Origin of the sequence: Promicromonospora sp. NPDC050880, assembly GCF_044456525.1 — a bacterium.
GTDB lineage: Bacteria > Actinomycetota > Actinomycetes > Actinomycetales > Cellulomonadaceae > Promicromonospora.
The window spans coordinates 83,151-103,194 of record NZ_JBITFV010000001.1 but is presented as its reverse complement, the minus strand read 5'-3'; the positions used below and the strand labels follow the sequence as shown (position 1 = coordinate 103,194).

The 20,044-nt window shown below is 73.6% G+C and carries 19 protein-coding genes; 12 read left to right on the top strand and 7 right to left on the bottom strand.

The features are described 5' to 3' along the window. Positions 1-35 precede the first annotated feature (35 nt). Positions 36-1,073, bottom strand: coding sequence for an ABC transporter ATP-binding protein (locus tag ACIBBF_RS00550; RefSeq protein WP_397409393.1), 1,038 nt, complete (start codon positions 1,071-1,073; stop codon positions 36-38). A gap of 42 nt (positions 1,074-1,115) precedes the next feature. On the opposite strand from ACIBBF_RS00550, the gene ACIBBF_RS00545 reads away from it, so the two are divergent. The 3 genes from ACIBBF_RS00545 (at position 1,116) to ACIBBF_RS00535 (ending at position 3,619) form a co-directional block, all read left to right on the top strand. Next, the gene (locus ACIBBF_RS00545) at positions 1,116-1,775 is read left to right on the top strand and encodes an ABC transporter permease (RefSeq protein ID WP_397409391.1); all 660 of its coding nucleotides are present in this window, start codon (positions 1,116-1,118) and stop codon (positions 1,773-1,775) included. After that, positions 1,772-2,455, top strand: coding sequence for an ABC transporter permease (locus tag ACIBBF_RS00540; RefSeq protein WP_397409389.1), 684 nt, complete (start codon positions 1,772-1,774; stop codon positions 2,453-2,455). Before ACIBBF_RS00545 ends, ACIBBF_RS00540 begins: the two co-directional genes overlap by 4 nt. A gap of 156 nt (positions 2,456-2,611) precedes the next feature. Beyond that, positions 2,612-3,619 (top strand): glycine betaine ABC transporter substrate-binding protein, encoded by a 1,008-nt coding sequence (locus ACIBBF_RS00535; RefSeq protein WP_397409387.1) that lies wholly within the window; start codon positions 2,612-2,614, stop codon positions 3,617-3,619. 70 nt (positions 3,620-3,689) lie between these two features. Here the strand turns inward: ACIBBF_RS00535 and ACIBBF_RS00530 are convergent, their stop codons facing one another. Both ACIBBF_RS00530 and ACIBBF_RS00525 read right to left on the bottom strand, forming a co-directional pair. Next, a complete protein-coding gene (locus ACIBBF_RS00530) occupies positions 3,690-5,225 on the bottom strand; it encodes a dihydrolipoyl dehydrogenase family protein (RefSeq protein ID WP_397409385.1) in 1,536 nt (511 codons plus the stop codon). A 221-nt stretch (positions 5,226-5,446) separates the two neighbouring features. After that, on the bottom strand, positions 5,447-7,843 hold the full coding sequence (locus tag ACIBBF_RS00525; protein ID WP_397409383.1) for a Tex family protein: 2,397 nt from the start codon (positions 7,841-7,843) through the stop codon (positions 5,447-5,449). A 220-nt stretch (positions 7,844-8,063) separates the two neighbouring features. On the opposite strand from ACIBBF_RS00525, the gene ACIBBF_RS00520 reads away from it, so the two are divergent. The 3 genes from ACIBBF_RS00520 to ACIBBF_RS00510 all read left to right on the top strand — a co-directional run bounded on the left by ACIBBF_RS00520 (position 8,064) and on the right by ACIBBF_RS00510 (position 11,068). Continuing rightward, positions 8,064-9,419, top strand: coding sequence for a serpin family protein (locus ACIBBF_RS00520; protein ID WP_397409381.1), 1,356 nt, complete (start codon positions 8,064-8,066; stop codon positions 9,417-9,419). Between the two features lie 120 nt (positions 9,420-9,539). Beyond that, positions 9,540-10,931: an OFA family MFS transporter gene (locus ACIBBF_RS00515; RefSeq protein ID WP_397410653.1), complete on the top strand. Its 1,392-nt coding sequence runs from the start codon at positions 9,540-9,542 to the stop codon at positions 10,929-10,931. 2 nt (positions 10,932-10,933) lie between these two features. Then, complete coding sequence (locus tag ACIBBF_RS00510) at positions 10,934-11,068, top strand: hypothetical protein (protein ID WP_397409379.1); 135 nt, start codon at positions 10,934-10,936, stop codon at positions 11,066-11,068. A 24-nt stretch (positions 11,069-11,092) separates the two neighbouring features. On the opposite strand, the gene ACIBBF_RS00505 is transcribed toward ACIBBF_RS00510, so the two are convergent. After that, positions 11,093-11,581, bottom strand: a complete 489-nt coding sequence (locus tag ACIBBF_RS00505; RefSeq protein WP_397409377.1) for a MarR family winged helix-turn-helix transcriptional regulator — start codon at positions 11,579-11,581, stop codon at positions 11,093-11,095. Between the two features lie 30 nt (positions 11,582-11,611). Here ACIBBF_RS00505 and ACIBBF_RS00500 point away from each other — a divergent pair, with 30 nt between their 5' ends. From ACIBBF_RS00500 to ACIBBF_RS00490, 3 genes are all read left to right on the top strand, one after another. Beyond that, entirely contained in the window at positions 11,612-12,448 is an 837-nt protein-coding gene (locus ACIBBF_RS00500; protein ID WP_397409375.1) for an alpha/beta hydrolase, read from the top strand. 69 nt (positions 12,449-12,517) lie between these two features. Further along, positions 12,518-12,904 (top strand): nuclear transport factor 2 family protein, encoded by a 387-nt coding sequence (locus ACIBBF_RS00495; RefSeq protein WP_397409373.1) that lies wholly within the window; start codon positions 12,518-12,520, stop codon positions 12,902-12,904. A gap of 12 nt (positions 12,905-12,916) precedes the next feature. After that, the gene (locus ACIBBF_RS00490) at positions 12,917-13,744 is read left to right on the top strand and encodes a helix-turn-helix domain-containing protein (protein WP_397409371.1); all 828 of its coding nucleotides are present in this window, start codon (positions 12,917-12,919) and stop codon (positions 13,742-13,744) included. 108 nt (positions 13,745-13,852) lie between these two features. On the opposite strand, the gene fdhD is transcribed toward ACIBBF_RS00490, so the two are convergent. Together fdhD and ACIBBF_RS00480 are read right to left on the bottom strand one after the other, a co-directional pair. Continuing rightward, the gene (fdhD, locus tag ACIBBF_RS00485) at positions 13,853-14,866 is read right to left on the bottom strand and encodes a formate dehydrogenase accessory sulfurtransferase FdhD (protein ID WP_397409369.1); all 1,014 of its coding nucleotides are present in this window, start codon (positions 14,864-14,866) and stop codon (positions 13,853-13,855) included. Between the two features lie 400 nt (positions 14,867-15,266). Then, the gene (locus ACIBBF_RS00480; RefSeq protein WP_397409367.1) at positions 15,267-15,464 is read right to left on the bottom strand and encodes a hypothetical protein; all 198 of its coding nucleotides are present in this window, start codon (positions 15,462-15,464) and stop codon (positions 15,267-15,269) included. Between the two features lie 228 nt (positions 15,465-15,692). Here ACIBBF_RS00480 and ACIBBF_RS00475 point away from each other — a divergent pair, with 228 nt between their 5' ends. The 3 genes from ACIBBF_RS00475 (at position 15,693) to ACIBBF_RS00465 (ending at position 19,021) form a co-directional block, all read left to right on the top strand. Continuing rightward, entirely contained in the window at positions 15,693-17,816 is a 2,124-nt protein-coding gene (locus tag ACIBBF_RS00475; RefSeq protein ID WP_397409365.1) for a type IIA DNA topoisomerase subunit B, read from the top strand. Positions 17,817-17,888: 72 nt separating this feature from the next. Continuing rightward, the gene (locus ACIBBF_RS00470; protein WP_397409363.1) at positions 17,889-18,356 is read left to right on the top strand and encodes a DUF4430 domain-containing protein; all 468 of its coding nucleotides are present in this window, start codon (positions 17,889-17,891) and stop codon (positions 18,354-18,356) included. An 80-nt stretch (positions 18,357-18,436) separates the two neighbouring features. After that, positions 18,437-19,021 carry a DUF6580 family putative transport protein gene (locus tag ACIBBF_RS00465; protein WP_397409361.1) on the top strand — a complete coding sequence of 195 codons (585 nt, stop codon included), beginning with the start codon at positions 18,437-18,439 and terminating at the stop codon, positions 19,019-19,021. A 388-nt stretch (positions 19,022-19,409) separates the two neighbouring features. On the opposite strand, the gene pth is transcribed toward ACIBBF_RS00465, so the two are convergent. Further along, a complete protein-coding gene (gene pth / locus ACIBBF_RS00460) occupies positions 19,410-20,015 on the bottom strand; it encodes an aminoacyl-tRNA hydrolase (RefSeq protein ID WP_397409359.1) in 606 nt (201 codons plus the stop codon). Between the last annotated feature and the right edge of the window lie 29 nt (positions 20,016-20,044).

Sequence of the window (20,044 nt, the reverse complement as noted above, 5' to 3'; positions counted from 1 at the left end):
GAGACTATCGCCGGGCCGCCCGTCAGGTCCCGGGCTCAGGAAGCGGCGTCGGCCACAGCGGCGTCGTGCACACCCGGGTCCGACGCCGCGGCGTCCGCGGCACGGCGCAGCGCGCCGAGGATCCCGTCGGCGGTCAGCGAGCCGACGACGTCGCCCGTCTCCCCCACGACCGGCACCCGCCCCATGGCGGAACCGGGCAGCGCCGCGACCGCCTCGAAGGCGTCGGTCAGCCGGGCGCCCAACCGCACGGGGTCGGGCGCGGGCTGCACGATCCGGTCCGCGTCCTCCAGGTCGGCGGTCTGCACGCGGGCCAGCGCCAGCATGCGCGACGCCGAGCCGTCCCCGATGAAGTCCCGCACGCGGTCCGAGGCCGGGTGCGCCAGCACCGCGAGCGGGCTCGCGACCTGTTCGAGGTGGCCGCCCCGGGACAGGACGGCGATGCGGTCGCCGAGGCGCGCCGCCTCGTCGATGTCGTGCGTGACGAGGATCACCGTCGTGCCCGTCTCCCGCTGGATCCGCTGGAACTCCGTCTGGAGGTGCCGCCGGAACTCGGGGTCGACGGCACCGAACGGCTCGTCCATGAGCAGCACGGGCGGGTCGGTGGCGAGCGCACGCGCCACCCCGATGCGCTGCCGCTCGCCGCCGGAGAGCTCGTGCGGGTACCGCCTGGCGTAGGTGGCGGCGGGCAGCCCCACGAGGTCCAGCAGCTCCGCGACCCGGGCCCGCGTCCGGCGACGGTCCCAGCCCAGCAGCCCGGGCACGGTGGCGATGTTCGCCTCGACGGTGCGGTGCGGGAACAGCCCGACGTTCTGGATCACGTAGCCGATGCGGCGGCGCAGCTGCACCGGGTCGGCGTCGGTGACGTCCTCGCCGTCGAGCAGGATGCGCCCCGACGTCGGCTCCACCAGACGGTTCACCATGCGCAACGTGGTCGACTTGCCGCAGCCGGACGGGCCGACCAGGGCGAGCACCTCGTGCTCGCGCACGGCGAGGCTCAGTCCTTCGACGGCGACGGTGCCGTCCGCGTACGCCTTGCGGACGGTGTCGAGCTCGATCACTGTGCGGGCAGCCATGCCTCGAACCTACCGGGTGATTCGCACGGTAGGTTCTTAGCCATGCCCGGTAACCCGTGGTTCTCCTGGTCGTACGTGGTCGACAACGCTCCGGCGCTCTGGCAGCGCACCGTCGAGCACGCCGGCGTGACGATCGAGGCGGTCGCGATCTCCGCGGCCATCGCCATCCCGCTCGGTGCGCTGGTCTACCGGACCCGGTGGCTGGCCGGGCCCGTGCTCGGCACCGCGGCCGTCCTGTACACGATCCCCTCGCTGGCGCTGTTCGGCATCCTCGCGCCGCTGCTCGGCATCGGGCGCACACCCGTGCTGATCGGCCTCGTCGTCTACGCGCTGCTCGTCATCCTGCGCAACACCGTCGCCGGGCTCTCCACCGTGGACCCCGCGGTGGTCGACGCCGCCCGCGGCCTCGGCTACGGACCCGGGCGACTGCTCGTGCAGGTGGCGATGCCCAGCGCACTGCCCAGCATCATCGCCGGCCTGCGGCTCGCGACGGTGTCGTCCGTCGCGCTCGTGACCGTCGGCGTCGTCGTCGGGTACGGCGGGCTGGGGCAGATCATGTTCCAGGGCTTCCGGAACAACTTCTACCGCGCCGAGATCATGACCGCGACGCTCGCGACCATCCTGCTCGCCCTCGTGCTCGACCTCGCCCTATGGGCGGCCGGGCGGGCCCTGACCCCGTGGCTGCGCAGGAGGACCGCATGAGCGCCCCCACCGGTGTCGTCGGCGAGGCCCTCGTCTGGCTCAACGACCCCCTGACCTGGACAGAGCCCGGCGGCATCCTCGACCTGGCCGGCGAGCACCTGCTGATGACCGTCGTCGCCGTGGCGATCGCCGCCGCGTTCTCGATCCCCCTCGGTGCCTGGCTGGGGCACAGCGGTCGCGGGGCGGGCCTCGTCGTCTGGCTCACCAACGCCTCCCGCGCGCTGCCGACCCTCGGCATCATCCTCCTGCTCGCCTCCACGGGCCTGTTCGGCAACACCGCGACCGTGATCGCCGCCGCGTTCTTCGCCGTCCCGGTGCTGCTGGTCAACACCTACGAGGGCGTGCGCGGCGCGGACCCCGACGCCCGGGACGCCGCACGCGGCATGGGCATGAGCGGCGCACGCATCCTGACGCAGGTCGAGCTGCCGCTGGCCACCACGCTCGTGGCCGCCGGGCTGCGCACCACCATCGTGCAGGTGGTCGCGACCATCCCGCTCGCGGCACTCGTGGGCGGCGGCGGGATGGGCAAGATCATCTCGTTCGGCATGGGCACCCAGCGGTACGGCGAGGTGCTCGCCGGCGGCGTGCTCGTGGCGGTGCTGTGCCTGCTGATCGACGGGGTCCTCGCCGTCGGGCAGCGGCTGGCCACGCCCGCACCGCTGCGCGCCGGGGCGGCCTGACCGGGACCGAGGATGTAACGACATTCTCACGAGCGGGTTTATCCCTTGCCATCGACCGCTAGCCGGGGTCGAATGGGACCGATCGAAGCCGTAGAACAGTTGTACGCCACACACACTCGGAGACTTTCGATGAAGCTCGCCCGTAGATCTCTGTCCGTGCCCCGCGCTCTCGGCGCCGCGGCAGCCGTCGTCTCCCTCGCGTTCCTGACCGCCTGCGGCGAACCGGGCTCCGCCGGGGGCGGGGGTGGCAGCACCCCGACGGACGGCGGCAGCAGCCTCGCCGCCTGCGAAGCGGTCCCGGGCGACGAGCTGGTGGTGCTGGAGGACGACCAGCAGCTCCAGACCGTCGACAACATCATCCCGGCCGTCAACGCGGCCGCGATCGAGGGCGACGACACCCTGGTGCCGCTGCTCGACTCGGTGTCCGCGGCGCTCGACACCGACACCCTCATCGGCCTGAACAAGGCCGTCGACGTCGACCGGCGCACCTCCCAGGAGGTCGCCGAGGAGTTCGTCGCCGACGCCGGGCTGGACAGCCCCGAGCAGAGCGGCTCCGGCAAGATCGTGGTCGGCGCCGCCGACTTCGCGGAGAGCGCCACGCTCGGCACCATCTACGCGACGGTGCTGAACGCCGCCGGGTACGAGGCCGAGGTGACCACCATCGGCAACCGCGAGGCCTACCTCCCGGCGCTGGAGGACGGCAAGCAGGTCCAGGTGATCCCCGAGTACGTGGGCACGCTGACCGAGTTCATCAACAAGAACGTCAACGGCGCCGACGCCGAGCCGGTCGCCAGCAGCGACCTCGACGCGACGGTCGAGGGACTCACCGGACTGGGCGAGGAGGTCGGCCTCGTGTTCGGCGAGCCCTCCCCCGCGCAGGACCAGAACGCGTTCGCCGTGACCAAGGCCTTCGCCGACGAGCACGGCGTCAGCACACTCAGCGAGCTCGCCGAGACCTGCGGCGGCCTGGTGCTCGGCGGCCCGCCGGAGTGCACCGAGCGCCCGTTCTGCCAGCCGGGTCTGGAGGAGACCTACGGCCTGGAGTTCGCGGAGTTCACCGCGCTCGACGCGGGTGGCCCGCTGACCAAGACGGCGCTCCAGCAGGGCGAGATCACCCTCGGCCTGGTCTTCAGCTCGGACGGCTCCCTGACCCCCTCCGAGTGACCCGTTGAGTGCTGGATATTCGCCCTGTCTGGGGCATCAGAAGGGCGAATATCCAGCACTCATCGCGTGCTCACAGGCCGTAGGACTCCAGGAAGCGGAGCCAGACCTCGCTGACCGTCGGGTAAGCCGGGACGGCGTGCCACAGCCGGTCCAGCGGCACCTCCCCGACGACGGCGATGGTCGCCGCGTGCAGCATCTCGCCGGCGTCGGGCCCCACGAAGGTGGCGCCGACCAGGACCCGGCGCTGCGTGTCGACCAGCACCTGGGCCCGGCCGGCGTACCCGGGCGACTCCACGCTGGCGCCCGCCACCCAGGCCAGGTCGTACGACACGGCCTCGACGGGGATCCCCGCCGACCGCGCCTCCCGCTCCGTCGGGCCCACCCAGCCGACCTGCGGCTGCGTGAAGACCACCTGGACCCGCGCCGCCCGGTCAGCGGTCGCGGCGTACCGCGACCAGGGCTCGGCCTCCTGCCCCACGCCGGGGGCCGGCACGCCGCTGGTCGGGGCACGGTCGCCCGTCTCCGTGCCGAAGCGCGCGGCCACCACGTCGCCGACGACCCGCGCCTGATACTTGCCCTGGTGCGTGGTCGGCGCTCGGCCCGTCACGTCGCCGCAGGCGTACAACCAGCCCTCGGACACCGCGGTGACCTGCATCGACTCGTCGACGACGAGCGCGCCGCCGCGACCCAGCGCCGAGTCGTCCAGGCCGATCGTGTCCAGGCTCAGGTCCACCGTGCGCGGGACCCGGCCCGTGGCCACGAGGATCTCGGCCGCCGTGACCTCGCTGCCGTCGGACAGGGTGACGGTCACCGGACCGTCCACGTCCGGACGCCGCACCGCGCTGGGCTCGACACCCAGCCGGACGTCGACGCCCGCCGCCCGCAGCGCGTCCGCGACCATCTCGCCGGCGAACGGCTCGGCGTTCGACAGCAGTCCGCCCCGGGCCAGCAGCGTCACCCGCGCACCGAGGTCCGCGTACGCGTTCGCCATCTCGACGCCCACCACACCGCCGCCGACCACGACGAGCGACTCCGGCACGGAGTCGGCCGCCGTCGCCTCACGGCTCGACCAGGGCGAGGCCTCGGCGAGGCCAGGCACGTCCGGCAGCACGGGCACGCTGCCCGTCGCGACGATCACCGCGTGCCGCGCCCGCAGGAGCCGGGTGACCGGCGCGTCGCCGATGTCGGTGGCCTCCCCGAAGCCCGCGGCGGGGCTGTCCTTGGGCGCCGTCACCTCGACGAGCCGCTCGCCGGCCAGCCGGCCGTGCCCACGCACCAGCGTCAGGCCGGCGCTCTCGACCCACGAGACCTGCCCGGCGTCGTCCCAGTGGCTGGTGATCTCGTCGCGGCGGGCGAAGACCGCCGCAGCGTCCAGCGGACCCGGATCCTTCAGACCCGGCGTGTCCCGGGCTAGCGCACGGACGGCGCCCGCGCGCAGCAGCACCTTGGACGGCATGCAGGCCCAGTACGAGCACTCGCCGCCCACCAGCTCGGACTCGACCAGCGCGACGGACAGGCCCGTGCGCGAGGCGCGGTCGGCCGCGTTCTCGCCCACCGGCCCGCCGCCGATCACGACGACGTCGAACGACTCCTCAGAAACACTCATGGCGCCATGGTGTCCTGCCGCCGGTCCGGACGCCAGGCGCGAGGACCTTACGGATCCGTCAGATGTCCGCGCGACAGACCACCCCACCCCAGCCCGCGCCGGGCCCGGGCCGGGCTGGCCCGGGCCGGGCCGGGCCGTCGCACGTAGGGCTGGTCGGCTCATGGAGCCGCATAGCGCGACCAACCCCACGTTCGGCACCCGACCGCCGGCAGGCGGGTGGGTCAGGCCAGGCCCGCGCGGCGCAGGGCGTCCGCCATCGCGGTGTCGGCGGGGGCGGGGCGGCCGCGGCCACCCTGGCCGCGCTGACCCTGGCCACGCTGACCCTGACCCTCCCGGCCCCGGCCCTGACCGTCCCGGCCGCGGCCCTCGCCACCCGGGCGGCCCCCGCGCCGACCGTCACCCTGACCGCCGGCCCCGCCGGAACGCCCGGTGCCCGACCCGCCGCCGACCTCGTCGTCCAGCCGCAGCGAGAGCGAGATGCGCTTGCGCTGCAGGTCCACGTCCATGACCTTCACCTTGACGATGTCGCCGGACTTCACGACCTCGCGCGGATCGCTGACGAAGTTCTTGGACATCGCCGAGACGTGCACCAGACCGTCCTGGTGCACCCCGACGTCCACGAACGCGCCGAACGCCGCCACGTTGGTGACCTGTCCCTCCAGCACCATGCCCGGCACCAGGTCCCCCAGCGTCTCGACGCCGTCGGCGAAAGACGCCGTGGTGAAGGCCGGGCGCGGGTCGCGGCCCGGCTTCTCCAGCTCGGCGAAGATGTCGGTCACGGTGGGCAGACCGAAGGTCTCGTCCACGAACTGGGTGGGCTTCAGCGTCCGCAGGGCGGCGCCGTTGCCGATGAGGGCCCGGACGTCCGCGCCCGACGCCGTCACGATGCGCCGCGCCAGCGGGTACGCCTCGGGGTGCACCGACGACGCGTCCAGCGGCTCGTCGCCGCCGGTGACCTTGAGGAAGCCCGCGCACTGCTCGAACGCCTTGGGACCCAGGCGCGGCACGTTCTTCAGCGCCGCCCGCGACGCGTACGGGCCGTTGGCGTCCCGGTAGGAGACGATGTTCTCCGCGAGCGTCGAGGTGATGCCCGAGACCCGCGACAGCAGCGGCACCGACGCCGTGTTGAGGTCCACGCCCACGCCGTTCACGCAGTCCTCGACCACGGCGTCCAGCGACCGCGACAGCTTGGTCTCGGTGATGTCGTGCTGGTACTGGCCCACGCCGATCGACTTGGGGTCGATCTTCACGAGCTCCGCGAGCGGGTCCTGCAGGCGGCGCGCGATGGAGACGGCACCGCGGATCGACACGTCCAGGTCCGGCAGCTCGGAGCTCGCATACGCCGACGCCGAGTACACGGACGCACCCGCCTCCGACACGACGGCCTTGGTCAGGCCGAGCTCCGGCGCCTTCTTCATCAGGTCGGCGGCCAGGCGCTCCGTCTCGCGCGACGCCGTCCCGTTGCCGATCGCCACCAGGTCGACCGAGTGCTTCGTGGCCAGCCGGGCGAGCACGGCCAGCGACTCGTCCCACCGGTTGGCGGGTGCGTGCGGGTAGATCGTCGCGTGCTCCACGACCTTGCCGGTCGCGTCCACGACGGCGACCTTGACGCCCGTGCGCAGCCCCGGGTCGAGGCCCATCGTGGCGCGCGTGCCGGCCGGCGCGGCCAGCAGCAGGTCGCGCAGGTTGGCGGCGAAGACGCGCACCGCCTCGTCCTCCGCCTCCGAGCGCAGCCGCAGCCGCACGTCGATACCGAGGTGCACGAGGATCTTGGTGCGCCAGGCCCACCGGACGGTGTCGGTCAGCCAGCGGTCGGCCGGACGGCCCTGGTTCGCGATGCCGAACTGGTGCGCGATGGTCGCCTCGTACGACGTCGGCACGCCGGGCTCGATGCCCTCCTCCGGCTCGATGGTCAGGTCCAGCACGTCCTCCTTCTCGCCCCGGAACAGGGCGAGCACGCGGTGCGAGGGCAGGCTCGACAGCGCCTCGGAGAACTCGAAGTAGTCGGAGAACTTGGCGCCCTTGTCCTGCGCGCCGTCGCGGACGGCCGAGAGCATGCGCCCGCGCTGCCACAGCCGCTCGCGCAGCGTGCCGATCAGGTCGGCGTCCTCGCCCATGCGCTCCACGAGGATCGCCCGGGCCCCGTCGAGCGCCGCGGCGGCGTCGGCCACGCCCTTGTCGGCGTCGACGTAGGGCCCGGCGGCCTCCTGCGGGTCCAGCGACGGGTCACCGAGCAGGCCGTCGGCGAGCGGCTCCAGGCCGGCCTCGCGCGCGATCTGCGCCTTGGTACGCCGCTTCGGCTTGTACGGGAGGTAGATGTCCTCCAGCCGCGACTTGGTCTCCGCCGACATGATCTGCGCCCGCAGCTCGTCCGTGAGCTTGCCCTGCTCCTCGACCGAGGCCAGGATCGCCGCCCGCCGCTCCTCCAGCTCGCGCAGGTACCGCAGCCGCTCCTCCAGCGTGCGCAGCTGCGCGTCGTCGAGCGTGCCCGTGACCTCCTTGCGGTAGCGGGCGATGAACGGCACCGTCGCGCCGCCGTCGAGCAGGTCGACCGCGGCGGACACCTGCCCTTCCCGCACGCCCAGCTCCTCGGCGATCCGCCGGTTGATACTTGCCAACGTTTCCTACCTCACTTGTCGCGTCGCACACGCCGGGTGGTCCGCACAGATTGTGCCCGGGACCACTGACATCTGTCGCATCCGTCCGCCCGTGTCCGACCCACGGATCACCTGGCTGACCTGTGCGTCCGACCCGTGAGCGGCGCAAGCGCCGGGCCGGCCGGGACATAACCGGGGCGAGGCCGTGCGCGTGCCCGGTCCCCGGCCCCAGGAGGAAGCAGTGCAGCGTCGCCCCAGGACCAGCAGCCCTGTCCGCCCATCTACGCACCACCTCGCCACGCGTCAGCCCGCCGCGCACCGCCCAGTCCCGCACCGCCCAGCCCGCGCCGCGGCGGCGGGCCTGGCCGCCGTCCTCGCCCTGACCGCGTGCGGCCCCGCCGCCGACGAGGGACTCGTGCGCTCCGACGCCGCGCGCACCGTCGTCGCCCTGGCCGACGCGCCCGCGAGCGCCGACGCCGTGACCGCCACCGAGCACCTGGGCCTGCTCGCCCTGCGCGCGACCCAGGAGCCAGAGGAGAACGCGCTGGTCTCCCCGGCGTCGCTGTCGTTCGCGCTGGCGCTGCTGGCCGAGGGCGCGCGCGGCCGGACCACGGCATCGCTCGACGCGGCGCTGGGTGCGGCAGGCGAGGACCGCACCACCGCCTACAACGCCCTGGCGGGCGCGCTCACCCGGTACGACGGCGACCCTGCCGTCGTGCAGGACGACGAGCTGCCCGACCGGCCGCTGCTGCACCTGGCGAACCAGGCGGTGCTCGACGACGGGCTGGCCGTGGAGCAGGACTACCTGGACGCGCTGGCGACGTCCTTCGACGCGGGTGTCCAGCGCACGGACCTGGGCAGCGGTGCCGGCAAGGCGGTGCTGGACGCGTGGGTGCGGGAGCACACCGGTGGCCTGATCAAGAGGTCGGCGATCGAGCCCGACGCGGCGCTGCGGCTCGTGCTGCAGAACGCCGTCCTGCTCGCGGCCCCCTGGGAGACGCCGTTCCAGGAGGACCTGACCCGCGACGTGGACTTCACGGGGCCGGCGGGGACGCAACCGACCAGCATGCTGCACGGCACCGAGGCCTGGGCCTACGCGGAACGCGACGGCTGGGCGGCCGTGCGGCTGCCCTACACCGAGGCGTTCCACGCGGACGTGCTGCTGCCGCCCGCCGGGGCCGACCCCGCACAGATCACGCCCGACGCCCTGGACGCCCTCACCCGGGCGCTCGACGGCGGGTCGCCGCGGTCCGTCGAGCTCACGATGCCCACGCTGGAGCTCCGCCCGCCGGTCCTGGACCTGGCGCCCGCGCTGGAGGAGGCGGGCCTCGGCGGGCTGTTCGGCGAGCCGGACCTGTCCGGGATCACCACCGCGGAGCCGCTGCGGCTGAGCCAGGCCATGCAGCAGGCGTACCTGCGCCTGGACGAGGAGGGCACGGTCGCCGCCGCGGTCACCGAGCTGGGCGTCGAGACGAGCGGCGCGATGCCCGAGGAGGCCGTGCGGATGCTGGTCGACCGGCCCTACCTGCTCCGGATCGCCCACACGGAGACCGGTCTGCCCCTGTTCCTGGCGGCCGTGCGCAGCCCGCAGCACTGACCCCGACCGGCCACGGCCCGGACCATTGACCCGGGCACCCGCCGCCAGTAGCGTGCGCACCACCCAACGGGTGAAACCGCATTCCCGCGGTACCCCAGCACGAGGAGGTGCTCCGTGGCGCTGTCGTTCCTCGACCGCGAGCACACGGTGGCCAGGCCCGGCTACAGCCGGTGGCTCATCCCGCCGGCGGCGCTCGCCATCCACCTGTGCATCGGCCAGGCCTATGCCACCAGCGTGTACAAGAACGCACTGGTCGCCCACTTCGACACGAGCCTGACGGCGGTCGGCGTCATCTTCTCGATCGCCATCGTCATGCTCGGGCTCTCGGCGGCGGTGATGGGTACCTGGGTGGAACGGGTCGGGCCGCGGGCGGCGATGTTCACGTCGGCGTGCTTCTGGGCGTCGGGGTTCCTCGTCGGCGCGCTCGGCATCGCCACGTCGCAGCTCTGGCTGGTCTACCTCGGGTACGGCGTGATCGGCGGCATCGGGCTGGGCATCGGCTACATCTCGCCCGTGTCGACGCTGATCAAGTGGTTCCCCGACCGGCCGGGCCTGGCCACGGGCATGGCGATCATGGGGTTCGGCGGCGGCGCGCTGGTGGCCTCCCCGCTGTCCCGGCAGCTCATGGCGGTCTACGACAGCGGCTACGACCCGTCCGACCCGACGTCCGTGGCCTCCGGCGGCGCCGTCACCTCACTGTTCGTGACGCTGGGCATCGCGTACTTCCTGGTGATGATGCTCGGCGTGTTCACGGTGCGGGTCCCCGCGCCGGGCTGGACGCCCGCGGGTTTCGACGCGAGCGCCGTGGCGGCCAGGCCCATGGTGTCGACGGCGAACGTCTCGGCGGCGAACGCGATCAGGACCCCGCAGTTCTGGTTCCTGTGGACGGTGCTGTTCTGCAACGTGACGGCGGGCATCGGGATCCTGGAGCAGGCCGCGCCGATGATCCAGGACTTCTTCCGCGACGGCGCCACCTCCACGGTCGCCCCGGCGACGGCGGCGGGCTTCGTGGCATTCCTGTCGCTGTTCAACATGGCAGGCCGGTTCGTCTGGTCGTCGACGTCGGACTTCATCGGCCGCAAGCCGACCTACGTCATGTACCTGGGCGTCGGCATGGTCCTCTACGTGCTGCTGGCCACGGTGGGCAACCTCTCCACGGTGATCTTCGTGCTGGTGGCCGCGGTCATCATCTCGTTCTACGGCGGCGGCTTCGCCACCGCGCCCGCCTACCTGCGCGACCTGTTCGGCACGTTCCAGGTGGGTGCCATCCACGGCCGGCTGCTGACCGCGTGGTCCGCGGCGGGCATCGCCGGGCCGCTCATCATCAACGGTTTCCTCGACGCGCAGGGCACGCCGGGCGAGCTGGTCGCCGCCGACTACCGGCCCGCGCTGTTCACCATGGTGGGCGTGCTGGCCGTCGGGTTCGTGGCCAACGCGCTGGTGCGCCCTGTCGCGGCGCGGTTCCACGAGCCCGCCGGCCCGGCCGGCGCGCTCGCCGAGGGGAAGGTGTGATCATGGCGGAGCAGCCTCCGCAGCAGGTCGGGAACCAGGTGCCGCGACTCGTCGTCACGTGGCTGGTGGTGACCGTGCCGCTGGCGTACGGCCTGTTCGAGACGATCAAAGGCGTCGTCCCCCTCTTCACGTCCTGACCCCGGCGCCCGACGCCGTCCCGCTCACCGCACGCTCTCGGCCTCCAGGCCGCCACGCACCGCCGCGAGGAGGTGCGCGAGGTGCTCGAGGTCGCCGTCGGGCACGCCGGTGCCCCGCAGCACCTGCGCGGCCTCGCGGTCGAGCGTGGGCAGCGCCTCGTCGAGGACCTGCCGCCCGGCGGGGGTGAGCTCGAGGAACGAGGAGCGGCCGTCCTCGGGGTTGGCGTGCCGGCGCACCAGGCCGTCCCGGACCTGCCGGTCGACGCCCTTGCTCGCCGCGCCCACGGTGATCCCGAGCCGCCGCACCACGTCGGAGACCCGGCAGTGCGGCACCGAGTCGACGGCGCGGAGCAGGTCCAGCCGGCCGAGCCCGTGGCCGTGGGCGGCCCGCAGCCGCGCGTCGAGCAGGGTGTAGAGCCGGACCTCGACCCGCACGAGGTCGTCGAGCAGCTGCGTGCCGTCGAGCCCGGCGCCTCGCGGAATAGATTCCGCGGAATCTTGTTTGGCTTCCATGGAATCTATTCTGACGCACGAGGGGACACCATGGACCAGACGTCGCTCGCCGAGCTCCGCACCTTCTACACGTCGTTCGGCCGGATGCCGCTGCCGGACGGCACCCGGGTCAACGAGACCACGCTCGGCACCGTCCCGGCGCTGGACGTCCTGACGCCCGGCGACGACGCCGGCGTACTGCTCTACCTGCACGGCGGCGGCTACGTCGTCGGCGACGCGCGCACGGGGGTGCCGCTGGCCGCCGCACTCACCTCCCGGGCGGGGCTGCGTGCCGTGTCGGTCGACTACCGCCTCGCCCCCGAGCACCCGTTCCCCGCCGCCGTCGACGACGGCCTGGCGGCCTATCGGGCCCTGCTGGCCGGCGCCGACCCGGCGCGTGTCGTCCTGGCGGGCGACTCGGCGGGCGGCGGCCTCGCCCTGGCCACCGTGCTGGCCGCCCGCGACGCCGGGCTTCCCCTGCCGGCCGCCGTCGCCACCTTCTCCGGCTGGTTCGACCTGACGCTGTCCGGCGCCAGCCTCACCGGCAAGGAGAGCGTCGACCCGATCTTCGACGCCGCCGACATCCGCGGGTACGCGGCCACCTACCTGCCCGACGCCGACGCCGCCCGCAACCCCCTGGCCAGCCCGGTGCTCGCCGACCTGCGCGGCCTGCCGCCGCTCCTGCTCCAGGTGGGCACCGCCGAGGTGCTGCTCGACGACAGCACGCAGCTCGCCGCCCGGGCCGCGGCCGCGGACGTCGAGGTGACGCTGGAGGTGTACCCGGACAGCGCGCACGTGTTCCAGCACCACCACGCCACCGACCCGACGGCGGAGCGCGCCATGGACGTCGCGGCGGCGTTCCTGGCCCGCCACTCGGGCCGGGCCTGAGCGGCGCGGGCCGCGCGTGGTACATCTTGGACCAGGTAGGGCCGCGACCACGTGGCTAGCGTGTCCGGCATGAACAACCCCGTGGTGCAGCGCCTGATCGGCGCCCTGAACAGCCGTGACCTCGACGCGGTGACCGCCTGCTTCGGTCCGGACTTCGTGAGCGAGTGGCCGGCCCACCCGGGCCGGGACTTCCAGGGGCCGGAGCTGGTGCGCCGGAACTGGCAGATGATCTTCACGACCTCGCCGGACATCGTGATCGCGATGACGAACGCGGTCGAGGTGGGCGACGAGGTGTGGGGCGAGTGGCACTACACCCAGGCTGCCGGGCAGGACCTGCGTGGCGTCATCGTCGTCACGGTGCGTGACGGCCTGATCCGCCGGTCGCGCTTCTACATGGAGCCGGTCGACGCGGCCGACGCCCCGGTCGCGGGGGGACCACAGCTCGCCCGCGACTGACAGAATCGAGTCGTGCGCACGGACGACGACTTCGGAACCGCCCTCCGGGGCCTGCGGCGCCGGGTCACCCCGGACGAGGTCGGGGTGCCGGCGTCGTTGCCCGCCGTCCGGCGCGTGCCCGGCCTGCGCCGCGACGAGCTCGCGGGCCTCGTCGGCGTCTCCGAGGAGCACGTCAAGCGGCTGGAGCAGGGCCGGCGTCGGCCCTCGCCGGGTGTGGTCGACGCGCTCGCCCGGGCGCTGCGGCTCACGCCGGCGGAGCACACCCGGCTGCGTGCGCTGGCGGGGTTCGCCGCCACCCCCGAGGCGGACGGCCGGGTGCCGCGCGAGATCACGGAGACGGCGCGCCGGATGCTGGACCGGCTGACCGAGGTGGCGGTCTGCGTCTGCGACGCGACCTGGACGGTGCTGGCCGCGAACGACCTCTGGCACTCGGACGTCTGCACGGTGCCGGACACCCCGGGGCGCGACCGGAACGTGGTCTGGCGCGCTTTCACGGAGACCGGCCCGTCGGTCTTCCGGGTGCCCGAGAAGCTGGCCGGCTTCCGTGCCACGGTCGTGGCCGAGCTGCGTGACGCGGCACGCCGCTACCCGGCCGACGCCGAGCTGTCGTCGATGATCGCCGACCTGCGCGACCGAAGCCCTGAGTTCGTCCGGCTCTGGGACGCTCCACCCAGCCCGGGCGGTCACGCGGACCGGCTCCGGGTGCCGAGCCCGGTCCACGGCCACCTCGATCTCGACCTGGACGTGCTGACCCTCGGCCCGGGCGACCTGCGCGTCGTCGTGTACACCGCGTCGGCGGCGGAGGAGGCCGAGGGCGCGTTGCCGGCCGCCGCGCGCTGACCCGACGCCACCCGTGTCGCACACCTCGGTGCGGGCGGGGTCGAGGTCCGTGAGCCACGGCCCGGCCGTGCCCTCACGCCCTGCGGCTCACGTTCGCCCCGGACCGCCTCAGCGCAGCCGGTCCGCCCGTGTGTAGACGTTCATCGAGTCGCCGCGCACGAACCCCAGCAGCGTCACACCGGCCTCCTCGGCCAGGTCCACCGCCAGCGTGGACGGCGCCGAGATCGCCGACAGCACCGGGATGCCGGCCCGCGCGGCCTTCTGCACCAGCTCGAACGACGCCCGCCCGCTGACCTGGAGCACCGTCCCGGCAGCGGGCAGGGCGCCGTCGCGCAGCGCCGCGCCGACCACCTTGTCGACGGCGTTGTGCCGCCCCACGTCCTCCCGCACGTACAGCGGCTCGCCGTCCGCGGTGAACAGACCCGCGGCGTGCAGCCCGCCGGTCCGGTCGAAGGCGCGCTGGCGCTCGCGCAGGAGGTCGGGCAGGTCCGCGATCACCTCAGGACGCACCGTGACGGAGTCGTCCGCGACCGGCCAGCGCAGTCCCGCGAGCACCTCCACCACCGTGTCCGACCCGCAGACCCCGCACGCGCTCGTCGTCGCGAAGGCCCGGGGCCGCGGAGGTTCGACGCCGCGCGCGAGAGCCACCTCCACCGTGTTGTCCTCGTCGGGGCACAGCCGCATGGCCGCGATGTCCTCCCGCGCGGCCACCGCGCCCTCGGAGACCAGCCACCCGGCCACCAGGTCGAAGTCGTGACCGGGGGTCCGCATCGTCACGGTCAGGGTCTCGGCGTCCGCCCCGCTCCCCGGTGGCATCCCGCCCACGGGCACCACCTGCCGCGGCCCCACGGGCACCACCGGCCGCACGGGCACCACCGGCCGCACGGCACCGACCACCCCGGCTCGGCGTCCGGCTGCCTCGGCCGGCACGACCGGGGCGACCGGGGCGGCCGGCACGACCGGGGCGGCCGGGGCGGCCGGCACGGCCGGGGCGCGCGACCGGGCCACCGCGGCGACCAGCCGCACCATCAGCGGCTCCTCGACGGCGAGCGTGTCCGGGCGCTCCACACGGACACCCTCGCGGACGCGCACCACACGCCGCCGGTCGGTGACGACTCCCATGCGGCCAGTCTGGCATCCACCGGTCCCGGCCTGTCCACCACCGCAACCCGCCCGGGTTCGGTCCCCCTGCGCCGCAGGGCCCGCGAGATCGGCCCTCTGCACGGCACAGCCCGCCCGGGTCTGGTCCCGCTGCGCTGCGCACCCCGCGAGATCGGTCCCCCGCGCCGCACAGCCCCCCGAGATCGGTCGTATGCACCGCACGGCCCCCCCCAAGATCGGTCGTTTGCACCGCACAGCCCCCAGGATCGGGGGGGGGGGGGGGGGGGGGGGGGGGGGCGGGGGGCGCGCGCGGGCCCCCCCCCCCCCCCCCCCCCCCCCCCGGTCGTCGGTTCGGGGTCTGGGTCCGGGGTCTGTCCGGTGGTCTGGGTGTGTCTCGTCCGGTGGGCTTCCGGCCTGGGCGTCAGGCCTGGCCGTGCTCCGCGTGGAGCCGGTCGGTCTCGTCCTGGACATGGGTGGCGACGTCCGCGTAGGCGGACGCGTGTGCGCGCGCGTGGTGGCCGCAGAAGAGCAGCTCGCCCACGGGCAGAACGACGCGCACGTAGGCCTGCGCGCCGCAGCGGTCGCAGCGGTCGAGGGCGGTGAGCGGTTCGGTCGTCATGGTCGTCACATCTCCATCCAACCATTCGCTCGCACGGTTCATGCCGGCCCGGGTGGGCGGTTCGCTGCGAGCATAGCGGCGTGGCTCACAGTCGTGGTGTCCATCTGCCCCCAATTGCGCTGAAAGGGTAATTTCCGTCATCGGGTGAATCTTGGTGTCACACAGCCGTTCGGGTGGTGTGCGGGGCGCCTGACGCCGGTTGTCGGTGTCCTCGTCTACGCTGTCGCCGTGACCGCAACGTCCGAGTCGTACACCGCTCGCCACCTGTCCGTCCTCGAGGGTCTCGAGGCGGTCCGCAAGCGTCCCGGCATGTACATCGGGACCACCGACTCCCGTGGCCTGATGCACTGCCTCTGGGAGATCATCGACAACTCCGTCGACGAGGCCCTGGGCGGGTACGCGACGAAGATCGGCATCGTGCTGCACGCCGACACGTCCGTGACGGTGTCCGACGACGGCCGCGGCATCCCCGTCGACATCGAGCCCAAGACCGGCCTGAGCGGCGTCGAGGTGGTCTACACCAAGCTGCACGCCGGCGGAAAGTTCGGCGGGGGCTCGTACCAGGCCTCCGGTGGTCTGCACGGCGTCGGCGCCTCCGTCGTGAACGCCCTGTCCTCCCGGCTGGACGTCGAGGTGGACCGCGGCGGCAAGACGTACCGCATGACGTTCCACCGCGGGGAGCCCGGCACCTACACCGACCCGACGTCGGGTCCCGGCCCCGACTCGCCCTTCCAGCCCTTCGTGGAGCGCTCGGAGCTGGCCGTCGTGGGCAAGGCGCCGCGCGGCCGCACCGCCACGCGCGTGCGCTACTGGGCCGACCGGCAGATCTTCCCCAAGTCCGCCGTCTTCAGCTACGACGAGCTCGTCACGCGCGTGCGGCAGACCACGTTCCTGGTGCCGGGCCTCGAGATCACGGTGCGCGACGAGCGCGGCCTGCCGGGTACGCCGGGCGAGGCCGGGCCGCACGAGGAGGTCTTCCAGCACAGCGGCGGTGCCGCCGACTTCGTCGAGTTCCTGGCGCCCGACTCCCCGGTCACGGCCACGTGGGTGCTGCAGGGCTCGGGCAGCTTCACCGAGACGGTGCCGGTGCTGGACGAGCGTGGCCACATGTCGCCGCGCGAGGTGCAGCGCCAGTGCGAGGTGGACATCGCGCTGCGGTGGGGTACCGGGTACGACACCGAGGTGCGCTCCTTCGTCAACATCATCTCGACGCCCAAGGGCGGCACGCACCTGACGGGCTTCGAGCAGGGTCTGCTCAAGGTGATCCGCAAGAACGTCGAGGCCAACGCGCGCAAGCTCAAGGTCTCCACCAAGGACGGCGCGGAGCGCATCGAGAAGGACGACGTGCTCGCAGGCCTGACGGCCGTGGTCACGGTGCGTCTGGCGGAGCCGCAGTTCGAGGGGCAGACCAAGGAGGTGCTGGGCACCGGCCCGGTGCGCCAGATCGTCTCCCGCGTGGTCGAGAAGGAGATCCAGGCCCGCCTGAGCTCCACCAAGCGGGACGAGAAGACGCAGGCCTCGCTGCTCCTGGACAAGATCGTCGCCGAGATGCGGGCGCGCATCACCGCGCGCAAGCAGAAGGAGATCTCGCGCCGCAAGAACGCGCTGGAGACCTCCTCGCTGCCGGCCAAGCTCGCGGACTGCCGCTCGAACGACGTGGACCGGTCCGAGCTGTTCATCGTCGAGGGCGACAGCGCCCTCGGCACCGCGAAGCTCGCGCGGTCCAGCGACTTCCAGGCGCTGCTGCCGATCCGCGGCAAGATCCTGAACGTCCAGAAGGCGTCGATCAGCGACATGCTGCGCAACGCCGAGTGCGCGGCGATCATCCAGGTGCTCGGCGCCGGCTCCGGCCGGTCCTTCGACATCGAGGCCGCGCGCTACGGCAAGATCATCATGATGACCGACGCCGACGTGGACGGCGCGCACATCCGCACCCTCCTGCTGACGCTCTTCTACCGCTACATGAAGCCGATGGTGGAGGCCGGCCGCGTGTTCGCCGCAGTGCCGCCGCTGCACCGGGTCGAGGTGATCGGCAACGGCCGGCGCAAGAACGAGTACATCTACACGTACTCCGAGGCGGAGCTGGGTGCCACGCTCAAGAAGCTCGACAAGGCCGGTCGCCGCTACAAGCCCGACATCCAGCGGTACAAGGGCCTGGGCGAGATGGACGCCGACCAGCTCGCGGAGACCACCATGGACCCGCGCCACCGCACGCTGCGCCGGGTCACGGCGGAGCACGCCGAGGCCGCGGAGCGTGCCTTCGAGCTGCTGATGGGCACCGACGTCGCGCCGCGCAAGGAGTTCCTCATCGCCGGTGCGGCAGAGCTGGACAGGTCCCGGATCGACGTCTGAGCCACGGCCCGGAGCGGGCCGAGGGCTGGGACGGCGCCGCCGCGAGGCGCACGCCGACCTAGACTCGCGAGCGTGAACACGACTTCCTTCCGCCCGTTCCGGGCGACCCGCGCCGCGTCCGCCGTCCTCCTGGCCGTGGGGCTGGGCGCCGGGTTGCTCGCCGGGTGCGGTGACGGTACGGCGGAGCCTGCGACCGACACCGCTCCGCCGGCGATGAGCCAGCGGTCGGACGCGCCGTCCGACGCGGCATCGGGCGGTGCGACGGACGCCGGGTCGCAGAAGCCGGGTGCGGACACCTTCAGCTACCCGGGGCGCACCGGCTCGACCGCGCTGGAGCTGCTGCTGGAGGCGGACCCGTCGGCCGAGCTCACGGGCGAGGGCGAGAACGCGTTCGTCACCGCCATCGGCGGCCGGGCGGCCGACGACTCGAAGAAGGAGTTCTGGTCGCTGTCGGTGGACGGTGTCCCGGCACAGGTCGGGGCGGGCACGCTCCAGACCGAGGACGGTCAGGAGATCACATGGACGATCGAGACGTACTGATGGGCGACCGGGGCGCGCGGCGTCGGGACGAGCCGGGTGCAGGGGTGCGCCCTAGTTCTGGTGGCTTGGCCTCTGGTGGCTTGGCCTCTCGTGACCTGACCTTTCGTGAGCTGGCCCGTCGCTGGTGGCGTCCCGCCGTCGTCGTCCTGGTGCTGACGGCCGCCGTCGTGTGGCGCCTGGTCGCGCCCGGGCTCGGCGCACCCCCGAACCTGGAGATCGCGACTGCCGCGACGTTCCTCGGGGCGCTGCTGCTGCGCAACCGGTGGGCGGCCGTGGTGCCCTTCGCGGTGGTCGCCGTGAGCGACGCCGTGCTCGGCAACACCCAGATCATGTGGTTCACCTGGTCCGCGTGGGCGGTGATCGGCGTGGGCGCGATCTTCGTACGGCACCTGCGCGGTCCCGCCCGGTATGCCGCCGCGCTCGGCCTGGGGGTCGGTGGCTCGCTGTGGTTCTTCGCGTGGACCAACTTCGGGGTCTGGCTGATGGACGGGCTGTACCCGCAGACGCTCGATGGACTCCTCGCGAGCTACGTGGCCGGGCTGCCGTTCCTGCGCACGATGCTGCTGGGCAACCTGGTGCTCGTGCCGCTGGCGGCCGCCGTCGCGTCGCTGGTGGAGCGGACCGAGGTGGCGGCCTCTCCCGTGGCGCAGCCGGCGAAGCCATAGCCGCTGGCCCCTTCCGCGGTGCAGCCGGCGAAGCCATAGCCGCTGGCCCCTTCCGCGGTGCAGCCGGCGAAGCCTTGGCCGCCGGCTGTGCCGCCCCTCCGCCCGACTTCGGTCCCTTGCCCACGCAAGACCCCTGGGTTCGGGGGGGGGGGGGGGGTTGGGGGGGGGGGGGGGGGCGGGGCGGGGGCCCCCCCCCCCCCCGGGGGGGGGGGGGGGGGGGGGGGCGCGGGGGGGGGGGGGGCGGGGCCCCCCCCCCCCCCCCCCCCCCCGGCGGCGGCCCCCCCCCCCCCCCCCCCCCCCGGCGCCCCCCCCCCCCCCCCCCCCACCCCCCCGACCTCGCGGGCAAAGCTGCCGGCCTCGCGGCAAGCTGCCGATCTGCGGCAGCCGGTCAGGCCCGGGCGGTGTGGTACTTGCCCTGGGCGGTCAGCAGGCCCTCGGTGACCAGCAGCTCGACGGCGTCGGCGGCGTCGTCGACCAGGACCGGCAGGTCCTTGCGCTCGGTGCCGGAGAAGTCGCGCAGCACGTAGTCAGCCGTGTCCATGCGGCCCGGCGGGCGCCCGACGCCGACGCGCACCCGGTGGTAGTCCTTGGTGCCGAGCGCCTTGGTGGTGTCACGCAGCCCGTTGTGCCCGCCCTCGCCGCCACCGATCTTCAGCTTGATCGTGTCGAACGGGATGTCCACCTCGTCGTGCACCATCACCACCTGCTCGGCGGGCACGTCGTAGTACTTGGCCAGCGCGCTGACCGGGCCGCCCGAGGTGTTCATGTAGGTGGTCGGCTTGGCGAGGACCACGCGCGGTCCCGGTGCACCGCCCGGCAGCACGCCGAGGCGCGCCTCGGCGACGACCGCCTGGGCCCGCGGGTGCTTCGAGAACCGGGCGCCGGTGCGCTCGGCGAGCAGGTCCAGCACCATCTGGCCCACGTTGTGCCGGTTGCCGGCGTACTTCGGTCCGGGGTTCCCGAGGCCGACGACGAGCCAGGGCCGGTCACTCATGCGGATCTTCCTCTCACGACGACGGACGT

What these genes read in the sequence shown, in the direction of transcription:
- ACIBBF_RS00540 (WP_397409389.1), top strand. Translation starts at nt 1,772, where the DNA reads ATGAGCGCCCCCACCGGTGTCGTCGGCGAGGCCCTCGTCTGGCTCAAC.
- ACIBBF_RS00510 (WP_397409379.1), top strand. Translation starts at nt 10,934, where the DNA reads ATGGCGGAGCAGCCTCCGCAGCAGGTCGGGAACCAGGTGCCGCGACTC.
- ACIBBF_RS00505 (WP_397409377.1), bottom strand. Translation starts at nt 11,581, where the DNA reads ATGGAAGCCAAACAAGATTCCGCGGAATCTATTCCGCGAGGCGCCGGG.
- pth (WP_397409359.1), bottom strand. Translation starts at nt 20,015, where the DNA reads ATGAGTGACCGGCCCTGGCTCGTCGTCGGCCTCGGGAACCCCGGACCG.
- fdhD (WP_397409369.1), bottom strand. Translation starts at nt 14,866, where the DNA reads ATGGGAGTCGTCACCGACCGGCGGCGTGTGGTGCGCGTCCGCGAGGGT.
- ACIBBF_RS00550 (WP_397409393.1), bottom strand. Translation starts at nt 1,073, where the DNA reads ATGGCTGCCCGCACAGTGATCGAGCTCGACACCGTCCGCAAGGCGTAC.
- ACIBBF_RS00480 (WP_397409367.1), bottom strand. Translation starts at nt 15,464, where the DNA reads ATGACGACCGAACCGCTCACCGCCCTCGACCGCTGCGACCGCTGCGGC.
- ACIBBF_RS00495 (WP_397409373.1), top strand. Translation starts at nt 12,518, where the DNA reads ATGAACAACCCCGTGGTGCAGCGCCTGATCGGCGCCCTGAACAGCCGT.
- ACIBBF_RS00500 (WP_397409375.1), top strand. Translation starts at nt 11,612, where the DNA reads ATGGACCAGACGTCGCTCGCCGAGCTCCGCACCTTCTACACGTCGTTC.
- ACIBBF_RS00530 (WP_397409385.1), bottom strand. Translation starts at nt 5,225, where the DNA reads ATGAGTGTTTCTGAGGAGTCGTTCGACGTCGTCGTGATCGGCGGCGGG.
- ACIBBF_RS00545 (WP_397409391.1), top strand. Translation starts at nt 1,116, where the DNA reads ATGCCCGGTAACCCGTGGTTCTCCTGGTCGTACGTGGTCGACAACGCT.